15 protein-coding genes are annotated in these 18,312 nt (G+C 30.9%); 2 read left to right on the forward strand and 13 right to left on the reverse strand.

What is annotated here, in order from left to right; translation table 11 throughout:
- Positions 1-41 precede the first annotated feature (41 nt).
- The 13 genes from L1S49_RS03915 to L1S49_RS03975 form a co-directional block, all read right to left on the reverse strand.
- The gene (locus L1S49_RS03915) at positions 42-2,033 is read right to left on the reverse strand and encodes a metallophosphoesterase (protein WP_238902633.1); all 1,992 of its coding nucleotides are present in this window, start codon (positions 2,031-2,033) and stop codon (positions 42-44) included.
- On the reverse strand, positions 2,033-2,935 hold the full coding sequence (locus L1S49_RS03920) for a hypothetical protein (RefSeq protein WP_238902634.1): 903 nt from the start codon (positions 2,933-2,935) through the stop codon (positions 2,033-2,035). The genes L1S49_RS03915 and L1S49_RS03920 overlap by 1 nt, the downstream gene beginning before the upstream one ends.
- Before the next feature lie 155 nt (positions 2,936-3,090).
- Complete coding sequence (rnr, locus tag L1S49_RS03925) at positions 3,091-5,313, reverse strand: ribonuclease R (RefSeq protein WP_238902635.1); 2,223 nt, start codon at positions 5,311-5,313, stop codon at positions 3,091-3,093.
- A gap of 128 nt (positions 5,314-5,441) precedes the next feature.
- Positions 5,442-7,466, reverse strand: coding sequence for a sodium-translocating pyrophosphatase (locus L1S49_RS03930; protein ID WP_238902636.1), 2,025 nt, complete (start codon positions 7,464-7,466; stop codon positions 5,442-5,444).
- Between the two features lie 119 nt (positions 7,467-7,585).
- Positions 7,586-7,789 carry a cation transporter gene (locus L1S49_RS03935; RefSeq protein ID WP_343073969.1) on the reverse strand — a complete coding sequence of 68 codons (204 nt, stop codon included), beginning with the start codon at positions 7,787-7,789 and terminating at the stop codon, positions 7,586-7,588.
- A gap of 26 nt (positions 7,790-7,815) precedes the next feature.
- Positions 7,816-10,278 (reverse strand): heavy metal translocating P-type ATPase, encoded by a 2,463-nt coding sequence (locus L1S49_RS03940; RefSeq protein ID WP_238902638.1) that lies wholly within the window; start codon positions 10,276-10,278, stop codon positions 7,816-7,818.
- Positions 10,279-10,407: 129 nt separating this feature from the next.
- The gene (locus L1S49_RS03945; RefSeq protein WP_238902639.1) at positions 10,408-12,183 is read right to left on the reverse strand and encodes a cache domain-containing protein; all 1,776 of its coding nucleotides are present in this window, start codon (positions 12,181-12,183) and stop codon (positions 10,408-10,410) included.
- Positions 12,184-12,276: 93 nt separating this feature from the next.
- On the reverse strand, positions 12,277-12,537 hold the full coding sequence (locus tag L1S49_RS03950) for a GIY-YIG nuclease family protein (RefSeq protein WP_073018260.1): 261 nt from the start codon (positions 12,535-12,537) through the stop codon (positions 12,277-12,279).
- 66 nt (positions 12,538-12,603) lie between these two features.
- Positions 12,604-13,155: a hypothetical protein gene (locus L1S49_RS03955; protein WP_238902640.1), complete on the reverse strand. Its 552-nt coding sequence runs from the start codon at positions 13,153-13,155 to the stop codon at positions 12,604-12,606.
- A gap of 2 nt (positions 13,156-13,157) precedes the next feature.
- The gene (locus L1S49_RS03960) at positions 13,158-15,581 is read right to left on the reverse strand and encodes a glutathionylspermidine synthase family protein (protein ID WP_238902641.1); all 2,424 of its coding nucleotides are present in this window, start codon (positions 15,579-15,581) and stop codon (positions 13,158-13,160) included.
- A 21-nt stretch (positions 15,582-15,602) separates the two neighbouring features.
- Positions 15,603-15,974, reverse strand: a complete 372-nt coding sequence (locus tag L1S49_RS03965; RefSeq protein ID WP_073018254.1) for a hypothetical protein — start codon at positions 15,972-15,974, stop codon at positions 15,603-15,605.
- Positions 15,975-15,995: 21 nt separating this feature from the next.
- A complete protein-coding gene (locus tag L1S49_RS03970; protein WP_238902642.1) occupies positions 15,996-16,625 on the reverse strand; it encodes a hypothetical protein in 630 nt (209 codons plus the stop codon).
- Positions 16,626-16,634: 9 nt separating this feature from the next.
- Entirely contained in the window at positions 16,635-16,808 is a 174-nt protein-coding gene (locus tag L1S49_RS03975; protein ID WP_156337811.1) for a hypothetical protein, read from the reverse strand.
- A gap of 148 nt (positions 16,809-16,956) precedes the next feature.
- On the opposite strand from L1S49_RS03975, the gene L1S49_RS03980 reads away from it, so the two are divergent.
- Together L1S49_RS03980 and L1S49_RS03985 are read left to right on the forward strand one after the other, a co-directional pair.
- Entirely contained in the window at positions 16,957-17,502 is a 546-nt protein-coding gene (locus L1S49_RS03980; RefSeq protein WP_238902643.1) for a hypothetical protein, read from the forward strand.
- A 71-nt stretch (positions 17,503-17,573) separates the two neighbouring features.
- A complete protein-coding gene (locus L1S49_RS03985) occupies positions 17,574-18,269 on the forward strand; it encodes an NAD(P)/FAD-dependent oxidoreductase (protein WP_238902644.1) in 696 nt (231 codons plus the stop codon).
- Positions 18,270-18,312: the final 43 nt, after the last annotated feature.

Below are 18,312 nucleotides of genomic sequence, written 5' to 3' on the forward strand. Positions count from 1 at the left end.
AATATTACTCCACCCTACTCTTCATAAAACTGTTTTTATTATTAAGATGCTAATTTACTTGAAATTATGATAAAGTCTTTTGCATTTACTACTCCATCAAGATCTATATCATACTTTTTATCTGTTCCTTGGTAATTCCCAAGAGCTATAGATAAGTCAGCTAATGTTATTTTACCATCTCCATTTATATCAGAAGCTTTAGTGTAAGTATATATTGTTGTGTCAACTTTATCTGAATCATATATTGGAGTTGTATCAAACGCTCCTACAACTTTACCATCTTCTATAACAGCTTGTGCACTATCTGCCTTTGTCAATTTCACATTTGTATTTCCTGATTCAGCCGTTTCTTTCATCTTGAATGTGAACTTAGCTATATTGGTATTAGCTGGATTAGTTATAAGATTTTGAGTTCCTACAATTATTGAAACTTTACCATTTTCATTTTTAACATCTGAGAAAATAGTTCCTTCTAATAAGCTTTCAGCTTTAACAAACTCCATTACATTTGGATCATATTCTACTTGCATATTAAATGCATTTGTATTTCTAACATCTTTTAATGATGCTGTGTAACTTACTTCTTGATTAACATCTGCTACACCAAGTTCTGAACCTGTAATTCCTGCTGATGCTACATTTCTTGCTAGATCCAAAGAATCATATAAATATCTATTAGTAGTTATAGTATCTGAACTTGTGTTATATTTAAATGCATAACTTTTTATAGAAATTTTATTATTAGATACCTCTATTTCTGTAGACCATTGTTCTTGCTTAACATCACTTTGATCATCAGTTGAATTTACATCTAAGAAAGAATAGTTAGGGGCTACTGGATCTCCTAGAGTTACTGTATAATTAGGTTTTTTAGAATACCATTTTAATCCACCAGCATGTCCACCAACCATATATAGTGGAATATTTCTTGGATCTTGAACTGATCCATCTGCATTTTTAGTTACTTCACCTTTTTGCCCATTAGCTGTAACGAATCCTCTTGAATAAACATGATCATGTCCTTGTAAAACTAAATCAACATCAAGTTCTGCAAATATTGGAGACCAATACTTTCTAGCATCTACTATATCAGAATCTGTTATATGAGATGCACCAGTATATAGTGACTTATGGAATCCTACAATTGTCCATTGACCTGAAGCTTTTGCTTCTGCAACTTTTGCTCTTAAAAAGGCTTGTTGTTTATCTCTTGCATTTGCATCACTTCTAGCTGCTTCAAGATTCAACATTATAAATTTTGCTGGACCATAATCAAATGAATAGACTATATTTCCTTCTTGAGCTGGTGCATTTATGTGTCTATTCATAGTATTATTATCATGGTTACCTTGAACTATGGTAACTAACTTATTTGCAAACATGTTTTGTCCACCATTTGGAGACATTCCAGAATTATTAAATAAAAGCTGCCATTGAGACTCGTCTGTAGCTGTATTAGTTTGATCTCCAGCAAGATATACGAAATCAATATCATCTCTTTTGCTTATTTCTTCAAAATTAGCCCCTAAAGCCTTCGCATCAGTTCCATTTGAAACCTGTGTATCAGCTAAATAAACAAATTTAAAGCTATCTTTACTTCCTTTAGCAGGAGCTGTTTTAAAGGTGCCATTAAAAGTATTTACTCCATCTCCAACTGTATATTCATATTTAGTATTAGGTTGTAAACCAGTTGCAGATATTCCATGAAAATATTTATTCCCAGTTCCTACTCCACTTGTTCCTTCAAAAGTTATTTTATTTGAATCTCCAACCTTGTTTAAAACTACTTTTGAAGGCGATTCTTCTATTGTAGTATATGTGAAGTTGGCTGATGTTGAAGCATCATCCCCTACATGAACATTCACTTGTTTTGGTATCTGATTTTCATTAACTCCTGAATCACCATCTGCTGCCATAATAACTGTTTGGTTAACATTTTCTTCTTCCGGGCTAGCCTTTACAGCTGTTGAAAACATTGTCGTTGCTATTGCCGTCATTAGAACTAAACTTAGTATTTTTTTGTTTCTAAACATTATTCATTCCCCTTTTTACTTTTATTTTTTATAATAAGATATCCTAAAACTCCATTTGCACCTATACTTATTATTAGTAAAACAATGATAACTGGGCTTAAGGTCGCATTCTTGTCATTTTGAATATCCTTACTATCTCCTGAATTTTTTGTATCATTCCATTTTGTTGAACCTTTGTTATTATTAGATTCATCATCTGATGTGTTTTCTTCATTTTTTGAACTATTATTATCTTCGTTGTTATCCTTATTTTGATTGCTTGCATTAGCGGCTACATTCCCTTGCGAATTTGATCCATTGCTTCCCGTATTTGAACCCGTATTATTATTCCCTCCAGTATTGTTTCCCCCTCCATTATTTCCTTCATTAGGGGTATTCGGATTCGTCCCTGGATTTTCTCCGTTTTCAGGAGGATTAGGTTGTTCTACTGGATTATTTGCACCTTCACGATTTACCTTTATTAATTTTCTTGGTGTAAATTTTTCTGTTTCTATCTTAGCTCCATCTTTTGTATAGACGCTAATATTATCAATTACAACACTTGTATTTTTTTCTCCAGTGTATTCTAATGTTACTTCTGCTTTTACCTCGCCTGAAAAATCATTATTTCCTGAAAAGAAACTAAACCATGTAAGTCCTCTAGCTGAAGTTGGGCCAGCTTTAGATGAATTGTTACTATATGTAACTGACTTAATGTTAACTCCTTCTCCGCACTGAATACCAAACTCTCCACCAGCATATGGAGTTTTATTATCTACTGAAACTTCAATCTTAAACTGATTTTGTGATTTTGTTAGATTTACACTTTCTGTACTTGCCCAATTTGTATCAGCCGCATATACCTTTAAAGATATTCCAAGCATTAACACCATACTTACAAGGCTAGTAATTATTTTTTTCATGTATTCCCCTCCACCTATTTATAAATTCTCCTAAATTATAAATATAGAATGTAAAATCTACCATCATCTAAGTAAACTTTATATTGCATTTATGTAAACTTTATATAATTTTCCAATTGATTTTTTAACATAAAAAAGGTAGGCTTAATGCCTACCTAAAAAACTTCCTCTTCACTTTTTGATTCTTCATTTGTGTCAACATATTCCTCTAAACCCTGCTTATTAAAGTCTTTAACGTCAAAATTTTCCTCTGTTTTTTCTTCATCTTTAATAAGTTTAAAGAAAATTTCTCTGTTAGGAATATCTACCTTTTCACACCTAATTTTAACATCATCACCCAATCTATATATGTTTTTAGTTCTTTCTCCTATTAAACATAAGTGATTTTCATCATATATATAATAATCATCATCTAAATCGCTTATATGAACTAAGCCTTCTATTGTATTAGGTAATTGTATGAATATTCCAAAGCTTGTAACAGAGGATATTATTCCTTCGAACTCTTCCCCTATTCTATCTAACATATATTCTGCTTTCTTTAGATCATCTACTTCTCTTTCTGCTTCTTGTGCAACTCTTTCCATTTCTGATGATTGTTTAGCTGCATAATCCACAATATTAACAAGTTTAGTGCTTCTTCCCTCATCAACTTTTCCATGAAGATGTTCTTTTATTATTCTATGAATTTGAAGATCTGGATATCTTCTAATAGGTGATGTAAAGTGGCAATAATATTTAGCTGCTAATCCAAAGTGTCCTGTACATTCTGGAGAATATCTTGCTTGCATCATAGAGCGTAGTAACAATGTACTTACTACAGTTTCTTCTTTTTTACCCTTTACTTCATCTAATACATCCTGTAATAATCTTGGATGAACTTCTTGTGTCCATCTTACTGGATATCCTAGGTTATATATGAACTCTTTGAATTTATCTAACTTCTCTGTATCCGGGTCTTCATGTATTCTATATACAAACGGAAGTTTAGTCCAGAACATATGCTCAGCTACTGTTTCATTACATACAAGCATAAATTCTTCTATAATTCTATTTGCTATTTCCCTGTCGTATGGTTTTATATCTATTGGTTTTCCTTGATCATTTAATATTATTTTAGATTCTTCAAATTCGAAATCAATTGCTCCTCTTTTTAACCTCTTATTATTAAGGATATGACAAAGCTCTTCCATAGCCTTAAAGTCTTCATATAAATACTCATATTTTTCTATTAAATCCTTATCTCCATCTTTAAGTATTTTAGTAACATCAGTGTAGGTCATTCTTTCAGATGTTTTAATTACTGACTCATATATTTCATGATCAATAACCTTACCGTCTTTGTTTATTATCATGCTACAACTTAATGTTAATCTATCAACTTTAGGATTTAATGAACATATTCCATTAGATAACTTTTTAGGAAGCATAGGGATAACTCTATCTATTAAGTAGACAGATGTAGCTCTCTTTAAGGCTTCTTTATCTAAAGGATTTTTTTCTCTAACATAATGAGTAACGTCTGCTATATGGACTCCTAATTTATAAGTTCCATCTTTTAATTTCTCAATGGATACAGCATCATCTAGATCTTTAGCATCTTCTCCATCAATAGTTACCATTTTTATATTTCTAAGGTCTTTTCTTCCTTTTAAATCTTTATCTGAGATTTCTTCTTCTATACCTTCTACAAAGTTAAGAACCTTATCTGGAAATTCTTCCGGAAGTCCATATTTTTTAATAATCGTTAGTATATCTAGCCCTTTTTCACCTTTTTTACCTAAAACCTCTGTAACTACGCCTTCTGGATTTCTTCTTTGATCTGCCCATTTAACTATTTCAACTATAACTAGATCTCCAGTTTCGGCTCCATTTCTATCCTTTCTAGATATAAAAACATCATTTTGAATTCTCTTATCTTCTGGAACTACAAATCCAAAATTTTTAGAATCTTCATATACTCCTACAAAGCTTCTATTAGCTCTTTCTATTACTTCTCTTATTTCACCTTCACATTTTTTAGCTCCAACATCTTCTTTAAGAATCTTTGCTACTACTCTGTCTCCATTTAAGGCCCCGTTCATATTCGAACTTGGAATAAACACGTCTTGTCTGCCTTCTTCATCAGGTATTAAGAATCCAAAGCCTTTTTGATGAACCTGAAGTTTACCAGTTATTAAACCCATTCTTTCTGGAACGCCTAACTTATCATTTTTATTCCTAATAATTAAGCCTTCTCTTTCCATAGATTTAATACATTTTTTAAATGCTTTATACTCATCTCTTTGTATATCAAAAACTTGGCTTAATTCTTGTATATCCATTGGCCTGTAAGCCTGTTCTTTCATGAAATTTAATATTGTTTCTTTTATTCCCATTTATTGTCCTCCGTATACTTGGATTTGTTTATATTCTTCACATTATAAATTATTATAATTCAAGAAATATTTACTAGTTCATTATATCACAAAACTATGGAATAAAAGAATACATGCCATCTTAAGGTCTATTTAAATAAATTTAACAAAACTCCTCCATATTCTGCAATCAAAGGTGCAAATACCAAAGATACTATAGTCATTAATTTTATCAATATATTCATAGATGGTCCTGAGGTATCTTTAAATGGATCTCCCACTGTATCTCCAGTAACAGCAGCTTTATGTGCATCACTACCTTTACCACCAAGTTCTCCTGACTCTATATATTTTTTAGCATTATCCCAAGCACCACCTGCATTAGCCATTAATATTGCCATTAATACACCTGTGGAAACAGCTCCACATAATAGTCCAGCTAAAGCATCCTTACCTAACAATAACCCTGTAGCTATAGGTATGATTATTGCCAATATTCCTGGTATTATCATTTCCTTTAAAGCAGCTTCTGTCGATATTTCAACACAGGTAGAGTAATCCGGATCATCTTTTCCCTCCATTATCCCTGGTTTTTCTCTAAATTGTCTTCTAACTTCTTCAACCATCTTTACTGCTGCTTTTCCTACAGATTCCATCGTAAGCGCACCAAATAAAAATGGGATCATTCCACCTATTAAAAGCCCCACCAAGGTTAATGGATTTAATAAATCAATTTTTTCTATTTTTACACTTTGTGCATAAGAAGCAAATAGAGCTAAGGCTGTAAGTGCTGCCGAACCTATTGCAAATCCCTTCCCTATTGCAGCTGTAGTGTTCCCTACTGAATCTAACTTATCTGTTATATCTCTAATTGATTTATCCATTCCTGCCATTTCCGCTATTCCACCTGCATTGTCAGCTATTGGCCCGTAGGCATCCACAGCAACTACAATCCCAGTTGTAGATAACATTCCTACTGCTGACAATGCTATTCCATACAATCCATTTAATGTTGTAGTATTTCCACCCATAGAAAAATATGCTACTAACACACCTATACATATTAAAATTATAGGTACCACAGTTGATTTCATACCTACAGCTAGACCAGCTATAATATTAGTAGCTGCTCCAGTTTTTGATTCATTAGCAATTTCTTTAACTGATCTGTAGTCTGAAGATGTGTAAATTTCAGTTATTTTACCTATCAATATTCCTACTAAAATCCCTGACAAAACAGCCACAAATCCTTTATAACTATCTAGATAATATTTACTTAAAAAAGCTGCTGCTACCATGGTTATAGCTGATGCAATATATGTTCCCCTATTTAAAATCTTTTGCGGATTATCGCCCTTACTGTATCTTATAGAAATAGAACCTATTATACAAGCTATTACCCCTATGCCACATAATGCAATAGGATATAGTGCCTCTTCATTACCTTTAGTTATATTAATTATTAGACCCAATGTTATAGCTGAAATAATAGCTCCTACGTAAGATTCAAACAAATCTGCACCCATCCCAGCAACATCACCAACATTATCACCAACGTTATCTGCAATTACAGCTGGATTTCTAGGATCATCCTCTGGAATTCCAGCTTCAACCTTTCCCACTAGATCTGCTCCAACATCTGCAGCTTTTGTATATATGCCCCCTCCAACTCTAGCAAAAAGCGCTATAGAAGAAGCACCAAGTCCAAATCCGGTTACATACTCTCCATTAAATTTAAATATAATTAGCAATAAACTTAATCCAAGTATACCTAATCCTACTACTGATAACCCCATTACTGAACCTCCAGAAAATGCATAAGATAAAGCCTTACTTATCCCTTCTTTTGCACCCTCTGTAGTTCTGACATTAGCCTTTACCGCTACCTTCATCCCAATAAAACCTGCTAATATAGAGAATAATGCTCCTGTTAAAAAGCAAATAGCTGTGTTTATGTTTAGAAAAATAGAAATAGCTATAAATACTACTACAATAAATACAGCTAAGTATCTATACTCCTTTTTCAAAAACGCCATAGCTCCATCCTGAATATAAGATGAAATTTCGTTTAATTTTTTATCCTTTACCTCCTTTTTCCCAATCCAACTTGCAGTTAAGAATGAAAATATTAAGGCAATAATGCCTATTCCACTTGTAGCCCATAGTGGGTTCATAAAAATCCCTCCAAACATTTATTATTCTCTACATTATTATTATTTTATTTTCCAATATATACAGAAAAAGAGATGCTACTATTAAAATAGTTTAGCATCTCTACATTTAGAAAAATTGATTATTCTATTGATATAACATCATATCCTGCATCATCTATAGCTTCTCTTAAAACTTCATCTGATGTTTCTCCCTCTATTGTAGCTGTTTTAGCTTCTAAATCTACAACTGCTGAAGTTATTCCATCTAATTCACTTAGTGCCTTTTCTACTCTTGCTTTACAATGTCCACAAGACATTCCTTCTATTGTTATTTTTTTCATAATTTATTCCTCCTTAAAAATGTATATTACTATTTAACAGGTTTAAATCCCTTAAGTCTTAAAGCATTTAATAACACTGATACTGAACTAAAACTCATAGCTAATGCTGCTATCATTGGATTTAATAGTCTTCCACCTAAAGCATACCATATTCCCATAGCAACTGGAATTCCCAAAGTATTATAGGCAAATGCCCAAAATAAATTTTCTTTTATATTTTTTATGGTTTTCTTACTTAATTGAATAGCAGTTGGTACATCCATAAGATCACTTCTCATTAAGACTATATCTGCTGATTCTATAGCCACATCAGTTCCCGAACCTATTGCGATTCCTATATCTGCTTTAGCTAAAGCTGGTGCATCATTTATTCCATCTCCAACCATAGCAACTTTTAAGCCTTGATTTTGTAGCCTTTCAACTTCCTGTGCTTTGTTTTCTGGTAAAACTTCAGCTATTACTGTATCTATGCCCACTTGTTTCGCTATAGCTTCAGCTGTATTTTTATTGTCTCCAGTTAACATAGCAACCTTAATTCCCATTTTATGAAGAGTTTCTACTGCTTTTTTAGAACTTTCCTTTAATGTATCTGCAACAGCTATAATACCTATAAGCCTTCCTTCTTCTGCTACATACATAGGAGTTTTCCCCTCTTTAGCTAATTTATCTGAAGCTTCACTAAAACTATCAAGGTGTATATTCTCTTCATTCATTAACTTTAAGTTTCCTAGTACAAATCTCTTTCCATCTATAGTTCCTTCAATACCTTTTCCTGAAATAGCTTTGAATTTATCTACCTTTTTAAATTCTAAGTTTTTTTCTTCAGCATCTTTTACTATAGCTTCTCCTAGAGGATGTTCTGATCCTTTTTCTGCACTTGCAGCATATATTAATAATTCATTTTCATCATATCCATTGGTTATTATATCTGTAACCTTAGGTTTTCCTTCAGTTATAGTACCTGTTTTATCGAATACTATAGTTTGAATTTTATGAGTAGTTTCTAGTGCTTCTCCACCTTTAATTAATACACCATTCTCTGCACCTTTACCTGTACCTACCATAATTGCTGTAGGTGTTGCAAGTCCTAATGCACAAGGGCAAGCAATTACTAAAACTGATATAAATATACTTAAAGAGAATATAGGTCCTTTTCCTACAAAATACCATACTCCCGCTGATAATATAGCTAAAGTTATAACTACTGGTACGAAGTATCCTGATATTATATCTGCAAGTTTTGCTATAGGCGCCTTAGTCCCTTGAGCATCTTCTACTAGTTTTATAATCTGAGCTAATGCTGTATCTTTTCCAACCTTAGTAGCTTTATATTTTATGGAACCATTTTTATTTATTGATGCTCCTATAACCTTTGAGCCAATAGTCTTTTCAACCGGAATACTCTCTCCAGTAAGCATAGATTCATCTATAGAAGTTAACCCTTCTACTACTTCTCCATCTACAGGAAGTTTTTCGCCTGGTTTGACTAATATTACATCTCCTACTATAACTTCATCTATAGGAATAACTATCTCTTTCCCATTCTTTATTATGGTTGCAGTCTTAGGAGCTAGGCCCATAAGCTTCTTTATAGCCTCTGAAGTTCTTCCTTTAGTTATACTTTCTAAATATTTTCCTAAAGTAATTAGGGTTAATATAGTAGCCGCAGATTCAAAGTATAAATCCATAGTATAATCATGGTTTCCTTGAGATATTTGATATATAGCAAATAATCCATATAACACTGCTGCTAAACTACCTATAGCAATCAATGAATCCATATTAGGATGTCCTGAATATAAGGATTTGAATCCTACCTTAAAGAACTTTTGTCCTGCTACTACTACAGGAATAACCAATATTAATTGAATAATAGCAAAATTCATGGGATTATGCATAGGCTCTATAATATTAGGAAGCATAAGTCCCATCATGTGTCCCATAGCTATAACCAATAAAGGTATTGTAAATACAGTAGAAACTATGAACCTTTTCCACAATGCTTTAGATTCTTTTAACTTAGTATCTTCTTTTTCTTCTATTTTTTGTTCCTTTTCTATTGCTTTATATCCTGCTTTTTCTATAGCTGCTACTATTTCAGCAGTTCTAACCTTTGAAATATCATACTCTATAGTAAGCTTTTCTGTAGCATAATTAACATTTCCACTATTTACTCCATCTAGTTTATTAACAGCTCTTTCTACAGCTTTAGCACAAGCACTACAAGTCATTCCTTGTATATCCAAAGTTTTATTTATAAGTTCAACTTTAACTTCTGACTCTAAGTCTATAGCTTTAAATCCTGCTTTTTCTACAGCCTTAATAATGTTATTCTCTGATAAAACTCCTTCATCATAGGAAATTGTTAATTTCTCTGTTGCTAAATTAACAGATGCACTTGAAACTCCTTGAAGCTTTTTTGAAGTTCTTTCTACTGCATTTGAACAAGCAGCACAGGTCATTCCCTCTATTTTAAAAACTTTTTCTTTCATAATTCCCTCCTATTCACACACCCACCCCCAGGGGGAGGTCTATATATTTAAATTATCATATAATGAGCCAAATGTAAAGAGGGTATTATGAGAAATGATTTCAATATCCACTTCATAATACCCTCTTTTTTAAATATTAAATTTATTTATTATCTCATCTAAATCTGAAGAAATCGCCTTTAACTGTTCTGCTAATACTACTGCAATTTCTGTTGTAGCATTTTGTTCTTGCATAGAAGCCGACACTTCTTCCAATCCAGCTGCGGATTCCTCTGTTATTGCTGATACTGATTGAATAGAATCCATTACTCCATTTTTATCTTTATCCACTGAATTTATATTCGTATACAGGTTATTAATTTTCTCCAATGAGTTATCTGTACTATTTTCAATTAAGTTAAATACCTCAGTAGTATCATTAACTGCAGAGTTTACTGCCACTAATAATTCTCTACCTTTATCCATACTCTTTTGAGAATTGTTTACCTCAAGCTGAATTTCTTTAATAACAGCTGCTATTTCTTTAGTTTCATTGTTTACTTCTTCTGAGAGCTTCCTAACTTCATCTGCAACTACAGCAAAACCTCTTCCTTGCTCCCCAGCTCTCGCTGCTTCAATAGCTGCATTTAAAGCTAAAAGATTAGTTTGTTCTGCGATTTCACCTATTTTATTAACTATGCTACCTATGGATGTTGATTGATTCCAAAGCGCATATATATTTTGTCCTATATCTTCTAAAGCTAATTTATTCTCTTCAAATTTATTAACTAATATATCTAAACTATCTCTTCCTTTAGTATTAGCTTCCTTAGTATTCTTCGATATGTTTTTAAGTTCTTCAGCCCCACTAACTACATGTGATATCTTATCAGTAAAGTTGTTAAATATATCTACTATATCCTGATAATTTTTCGCTTGTTCAACTGATCCTTTTGCTAACTCTTCCATAGTTGCTGAAATAGCTTGTATACCATTTGAGGTATTTTCAGCTCCCTCTAAAGAAACTATTGAGTTAGTAGACAAACTTTCTGCATGTTCCTTTAAATTTTCTATTATTTCTCTAATTTCTTTTCTTAGGTTTATAACCGCTTCTGCCATAATACCCGTTTCATCTTTATAATTCTTAATAACTTCAAAACTCTCATCATAAGCTAAATCAAGCTTAGATGTTTTATTAACTAATTCAGTAACCTTTAATATTGGTTTTGAAATTCTCTTTCCTACAATCCAACCTATTGCTATTGCCGCAATAATGATTGCTCCTATTATTGTTATGAGTGTAACAACTTGCTTTGATATCATTTCAGAAATTATATTTGATTCTTCTGCTATAGTATTGTCTATTGTATCTATATAATTTCCTGTTCCTACAACCCATCCAAAAGGCTCATAATATTTACTATATGCTCTTTTTGCAGATGCTTCTGATTCCCCAGCTTTAGGGAAATAATATTCTGTATATCCACCATCAGCATTTTGTCCATTTTTAATTATTTCTTTAATGAAATACGTGCCATTTGCATCTTTAGATTCATATCTATTTGTTCCTTCTACAGATTGACCTAACATAGCTACATTAGTTCCATCAACATTATCTGCCCAAAAATAACCCTCTTTACCATATCTTATGGTTCTTAGTAGAGCTGCACCTTCTGATTTAGCCTCTTCTAAAGTTATTTCCCCTTTTTTATATTTACTATTTACTCCATCTAACATTGTTATAACTGTTTCAACTTGTTCTTTTATTGTTTGATTATATGTATTTAACATCTGTTCTTTTTTACTATTTAGAAATCCTTGCTTTATGGAATTTATTTGTAGTACTGATGTTAATCCTGTTATTATACCTGTACTTATTGCTATTAACATTGTAAGTAACACTATTTTTGTCCCTATTTTTTTCATCTTTATCCTCCCGTAAAATTCTACGTATAATTAACAAATAATAATTATTCTTATTTATTTATCGAATGTAAACTAAAAATACTTATACTTTTTTTAAATATTTTCCCTTCCATTATAATCCTTTATAAGTTTGTCTTTATCTTTGCGTAGTAGTTTTTTTATTTCATACTCCCTTTTCATAGCTTCTTGTTTACTTTCAAACTCCTCATAATATTTTAGCTTAACAGGTCTCCTCCCTTTAGTGTATTTAGCTCCTGTTCCACCATTATGTTTTTCTATTCTCTTATTTAAATCATTTGTCCATCCAGTATAATAACTTCCATCTGAACATTCTAATATATATGTATAATTCATTATTTCCCCCAGCCCAAATTCACTAAAATAGGTTAGTAATTTATCTTCATTACTAACCCCTATAAATCAAATGTTCATATCCTTAACTTGAGTAATATCGCAATAGATTTTATAATAATATGTCTTAACCTTTTTTCCTTCGTTATTTTCATAAAACCTATTATAAACTGTAACTTTTCCATTATTTAAATATTCACTAGATAGTACTATTTCTCCCTGAACTTCAGTTATTTCAGTATCATAAGATACTACTCCATCTTTGTTTACACAAAATATAAACCTCTTCTCTCCATTTAATTCGCTTCTCCCTAATACCACTCCTTCAAAAACCTCAAGATTATAAGTCTCTAGTATATTATCTTCATATTTTGAACTTGAATCTACGCCTAAATATTTTAGATACGCTTTTCCACTAAAAACAGATATTGTTTGTTTACTTGTAACAATTCCTATAACAATAGTTATAATTACTAATAAACCTATTGCTACAAAACCAGCCCCTACTATTTTCTTAATACTTGGTGATCTAGTTGCTATTATAGGTTTCTTGTCATACTTATACTTTTTATGATTTCTAAGTTTGTTTAATCTTCTTAATTTTTTCAGTTTTCTTCTCATACCTAGTCTTTAATCCCTTTCATTAAAGTAATAAAAGTACAATCTTTTGAGGTGACTTCTCCCCCTATTCTTGTGTAAACTCCTGCAAACTCATCTCCAGTAAAATATGTACCTATAACTACAAATTCTCCATCTTCATTCCCTTTTTGAAAAACTCTCTCCTGAAAAATTATATCCTCATCAGGAATTTTCTCCAAATCATGACTAAGCGTAATCTTTTTGCCTTCTCTTCCTAAAATGGGCTTAATCAAAAACTCATTTGACTTTAATTCATTAAAATCGAAAGTAGTAAAAGGTATATATTTTTTTATAAATCCGAGTTCCTCTATTGTGTAAAAACCTCTTTCTATAAGTGCATATATTATTGAGAAAAAGCTTTTTGATTGCATAATTATAGTGTTAATAGGATTTAAGAAAAAAACCTTGTCGTTAACTAAGCTTATGAGATTTTTTAAATTAGCATTATCTTCTTTAATAAACCAGTCAAGTGGATAATACCTGAAAATTATATCAACCTCAGTTCCATAGAGATATACCTTCTCTCCCTCAATTACTAAGTCTTCTATATTTCCATAAATACAACTATAATCAGATGTTTCTTTAAAAATCCTATAAAGAGCATTTGTATTTACCCAATCTTCATAATAAGTTAAAGCTACAAAGGCAATGGTAGGATTATCTACATCGTATCTTTCTACAAGCCTCTTTCCTTGACTTATTATCTTCCTCTTTAGGTCTTTATTAATTCTTTCAAAGCCCTCATCTATATCGCATTCTTTTAGGATAATCTCTTCCACATATACAGCTTCACATATTCCCGCTGGCGTCTCTCCGTTAATCTCTAGAACCTTCCAATTATCGTGTATGTCTAATATCCAGTCCATTCTTCCTATAAAAGAAAGTTCACTGGATAATTCTTTTTTCATTAATTGACCAAGCCCATTAATACTTAAAATATCCTCATATAAATTTATATTATCTAATAGATGATTTCTAGTTTTCTTAAATATCTTTAAAAGTTTTTCAGAAGCATACTTTAATTCATCAAATTTTTCTTCTTCTAAAATTGCAAGTGATGTTTTTATATAAGGTTTATCATGAGAGTATATTCCTGTAAACTCTCCATCTATAACTATCTTTGTCTCTATATCTTCTATATATAAATCAGTATCTTTCTCTTTAAAAACTTCCTCTTTTACTCCTATAGGTGTAAACCAAGTATAGTCGTCTACAGTTAAGTAATCTGGATTCCATCTAACACACATACCTATAACTTCATCATTAGATAAAAAAACTCCATAATTCCCATAACCTTTAGTTGCTCTTCTAAAATTTCCATCATAATAATAACTCAATTCTCTTTTTTGGTTACAAAATTCTTGAAGAATAAAAGGTTTAATATGCATTTCATTTTTAATATATTCAATTGACTGTTCCCACTCTATTTCACTATGTAAGGAACCTATAAAAACATCTTCGCTATATCTTCCGTATATAGGTTTTATAACAAAATCATTTTTGTACTTTATTGCTTTTTCTATATTAAAGTTTGTTAATTCTTCTGTATATGGGAAGGTTTTAATTATTACTTCTCTCTCTTTTTCATTTAATCTAGTATCCTTATTATCAACTAACTTCCAAAGGTATGAGTAAAGATTTTTACACTGAGAAATTATTACTCTTGGATCATTTAATATTAAAATCTTATTATCATTAAATAAAGTTAGCAACTTGCGTATATCTTTTATCTCATATAAATATTCAGTTGGATAAAGCCTTAATATTATATCTATTTTGTTATCAAAACAAAAAGTCTCATCATTATCCATATATATATTTTCAGCTCCAGTTATAATAATTTTAATATCATCTCTATATAACTGTTCTTGAAATAATAGTGCTAAATGTGCCTCCTCATAATGTGCTGGATCTACTAAAAATGCAACATTTATATTTTTAGATCCATAATACTTATCTTTAATATCATAGAAATTCCCTATTATCTTGTTATAGAAGCCGTTATTTACATTATTATGTTTTAACGTTTCTTCTGCTACCATACATTCTCTCTCAGCACATGGTTTATCATAATTAAATTCACTATAAAATATACGCTTATCCTTATTTTCCGCTCTTATAAATCCATCAAATCTACTCCAAAAAACAGGTATAGGTTCTCTTGTAAGAGATATTATTTCCTCCATGTAGTTAAACTTTGGAATATATTTTTTAAAATCACTAAACTCAGAATTGATTCCATTTTGAACCCTTAGTGCTATATTGTTTATATGTTTAGCAGTTTCTATAAACTCTTCATAGATTTTAGGCTTCATAAAATAAGGAATATCTGAGTATACATTTTTAAAGCTCTTAGAATGAATAAGTTTATAGTGAAAAAGAAGTTTGTCCCAATAATCTTTATACATAATAATATCCTTCCTAGGCTTTTAAGAAGATGAGCTTTCTCTAATAAATGATGAATATCCTTTAGATTTTGAATTCTTATCTGTTGAATTATATTTAGTATCATCATTATTTGTTGATGCATTTTTCCATGTAAGCCATCCTGTGCTTCTATACCCTATAACATGGGTAGAAGAACCCCCACTGCTATTATTATTTTGTTCATCTATTTCTGAGTTTTTAGGAAAAATGAAAGGTGTGTCTCCAGTTCCGTGATATGCAGTGTCTTCTGTATCTTCTCCTATAGTCTCTTGAATCTTAGGATCATTACACCCAAGAAAAATACTAGGTGCTCCTACTGTTACAGTAGTTATCAATGTAAGTGATATAGCTTTTTTCTTCCACTTTTTCTCCATTAATTCTCCTCATTATATAAATTACTCTATTAAGTGTACTTCAAGTTTAAGTTCACTACTTTTAATATAATCTATATATTCCTTAATATCTATCTTTATTGGCGCTTTAGAAATCACTATGACTTTATCTATTCCAGCCCTGATAAAATCTTCAATGTAAGGCATTTCCTCCTCTGTGAGCCTGTACTGATTGTTAAAATACTCTCTAGGATTATATTCTCTATCACTAAATCTATCATAGTCTAAAAATATTCCATACTTACTACTTTCATTTTTTAATCCATAAGAGTATTTAATCAGTTTATTAAGCATATCCTTGCTTCCAACAATTCCATTTGAATGAAATATATGAGCAAATATGAGTATTGGATTAATCATATATTCCTTATTTAAATTAAAAGCTAAATCTAAAGACCTTCCTCCATCAAAATCAAAAATAATAATCTCATCTTCTTTCTGATTTACTATTAAATCTTTAGAAAAATCATCCAATATATCATCAATGGTTTTCTTTTTTAAATCATCATCCAAAATTAAATTCTTAACCATATGTTTTGAAGATGCAAATGGAGTAGAAACTAAACTCCACTTAAACTTACCTAATCCACTTCTCCAATTTTCATAGACCTCATACATGTTAATATTAATCATAGGACTCCTCTATTTATATGTTACTGCAAATACATCTATCAAATTCACTATATGGCTATAACCATCCTTATCTTCAATCATAAGATAATCTCCATCTCTTCTAACTGAAAAAGCTTCTAATTCTACATCAGGTTTTTCCAAATTATATGCTGCCGGTGTTAAGTAAATATAACAACTCATCATAATATATCCCCCATTTATTTGTTATTTGTTTCACTAAAATATAATACCATAACTGATAAAATATTGAAATATATAATCATTTATATATCTACAAATAATATGCTATACTATAGATTATAAAACAAATGATTACAAGGAGATTGATATCATGAAATCTATTAATATAAAAAACTTAAATACATCAAAATTGAACTTTGTACCTACTAAAAACAATGGTGGTCATCACGTTACTTCTGGCGTTTATAAAGGCGAACGAAAAGATGGTAAAAAACATGGCTTTGGAACATTTATATTTTCTAATGGAAGTAAATACGAAGGTTTCTGGAAAGACGATTTAATGGATGGTGAAGGAACTTTAACTTGGGCTGATGGAGAAAAATACATAGGTTCTTGGAAAAAAGATCTAAAAGATGGATATGGAATCTATACTTGGCCTGATGGAGAAAGCTATATAGGTAGTTGGAAAGATGATGTTAAGTCTGGTCAAGGAATATATAACTGGGAAAATGGTGATAGTTATACAGGGGAATGGTTAAATGATGCTTGTCACGGATATGGGATTTTGTCATATGTTGAAGGAGATAAGTACTTGGGTACTTGGGTTAATGATATGAAACATGGCAAAGGTCTAAAAATAAGTGAAACTGGTGAAGTTACTAATATAGAGTATAAAGACAATGTTGAAGTTCTGTAACCTAAGATACTTACAAAACCTATATTTTAAATTAAAATATATACATAAAGAACTTTTTATGGGGGATTTTTATGGCTTATTACGGTAATTTACAAAAAGTTAGAAATGGTGTAAGAACCTTTGGTATAACTCCTCATATTCCAGGAGGCTTTATAACTCCTGATAATCTAATTAAAATAGGTGAGGTAGCTAAAAAATATAAGGGAGTTTTAAAATTAACTTCTGGTCAAAGAATTTTAATCACTAATCTTAAGGAAGAAGATCTTCCTTATATTTGGGCTGAACTCGGTATGGAGCCTGCTGTAAAAAATATTTATTCCGTTAAAAATGTTGAGATATGTCCTTCTGCTTTTTGCAAAAGGTCTAAATCTAATATCATGGGTATAGGTATGAAAATATCTAAAAAATATCATGGAGCAGCTATGCCAAACAGAACAAAAATAGGAATTGCAGGCTGTAGAAATGCTTGTGGTGGTGTATATTCTAAAGATTTTGGAATAATAGCAGATGTTACAGGCTTTAGAGTAACTGTTGGTGGTTCTTCTGGATTTCATCCAAGGGTTGCTGATATTATAGGAATAGATTTACCTCAAGACGAAGCATATAGTCTTTTTGAAAAAGCTATTACTTATTATCAACTTAATGCTAATTTTGGTGAAAAGGCTAGTGATTTTATTCTTAGAATAGGATTAGATAAGTTTAAAGAAGGTACTACTAAACAAGATTCTGATGACTTCGATTATAACAAAAAATTTTCTCTAACATAAAATAAGGATGTTTAACTTATATTGGTTAAACATCCTTATTGCT

The organism is Clostridium sp. YIM B02506 (genome assembly GCF_022324845.1).
Lineage (GTDB): Bacteria > Bacillota > Clostridia > Clostridiales > Clostridiaceae > Clostridium_T > Clostridium_T intestinale.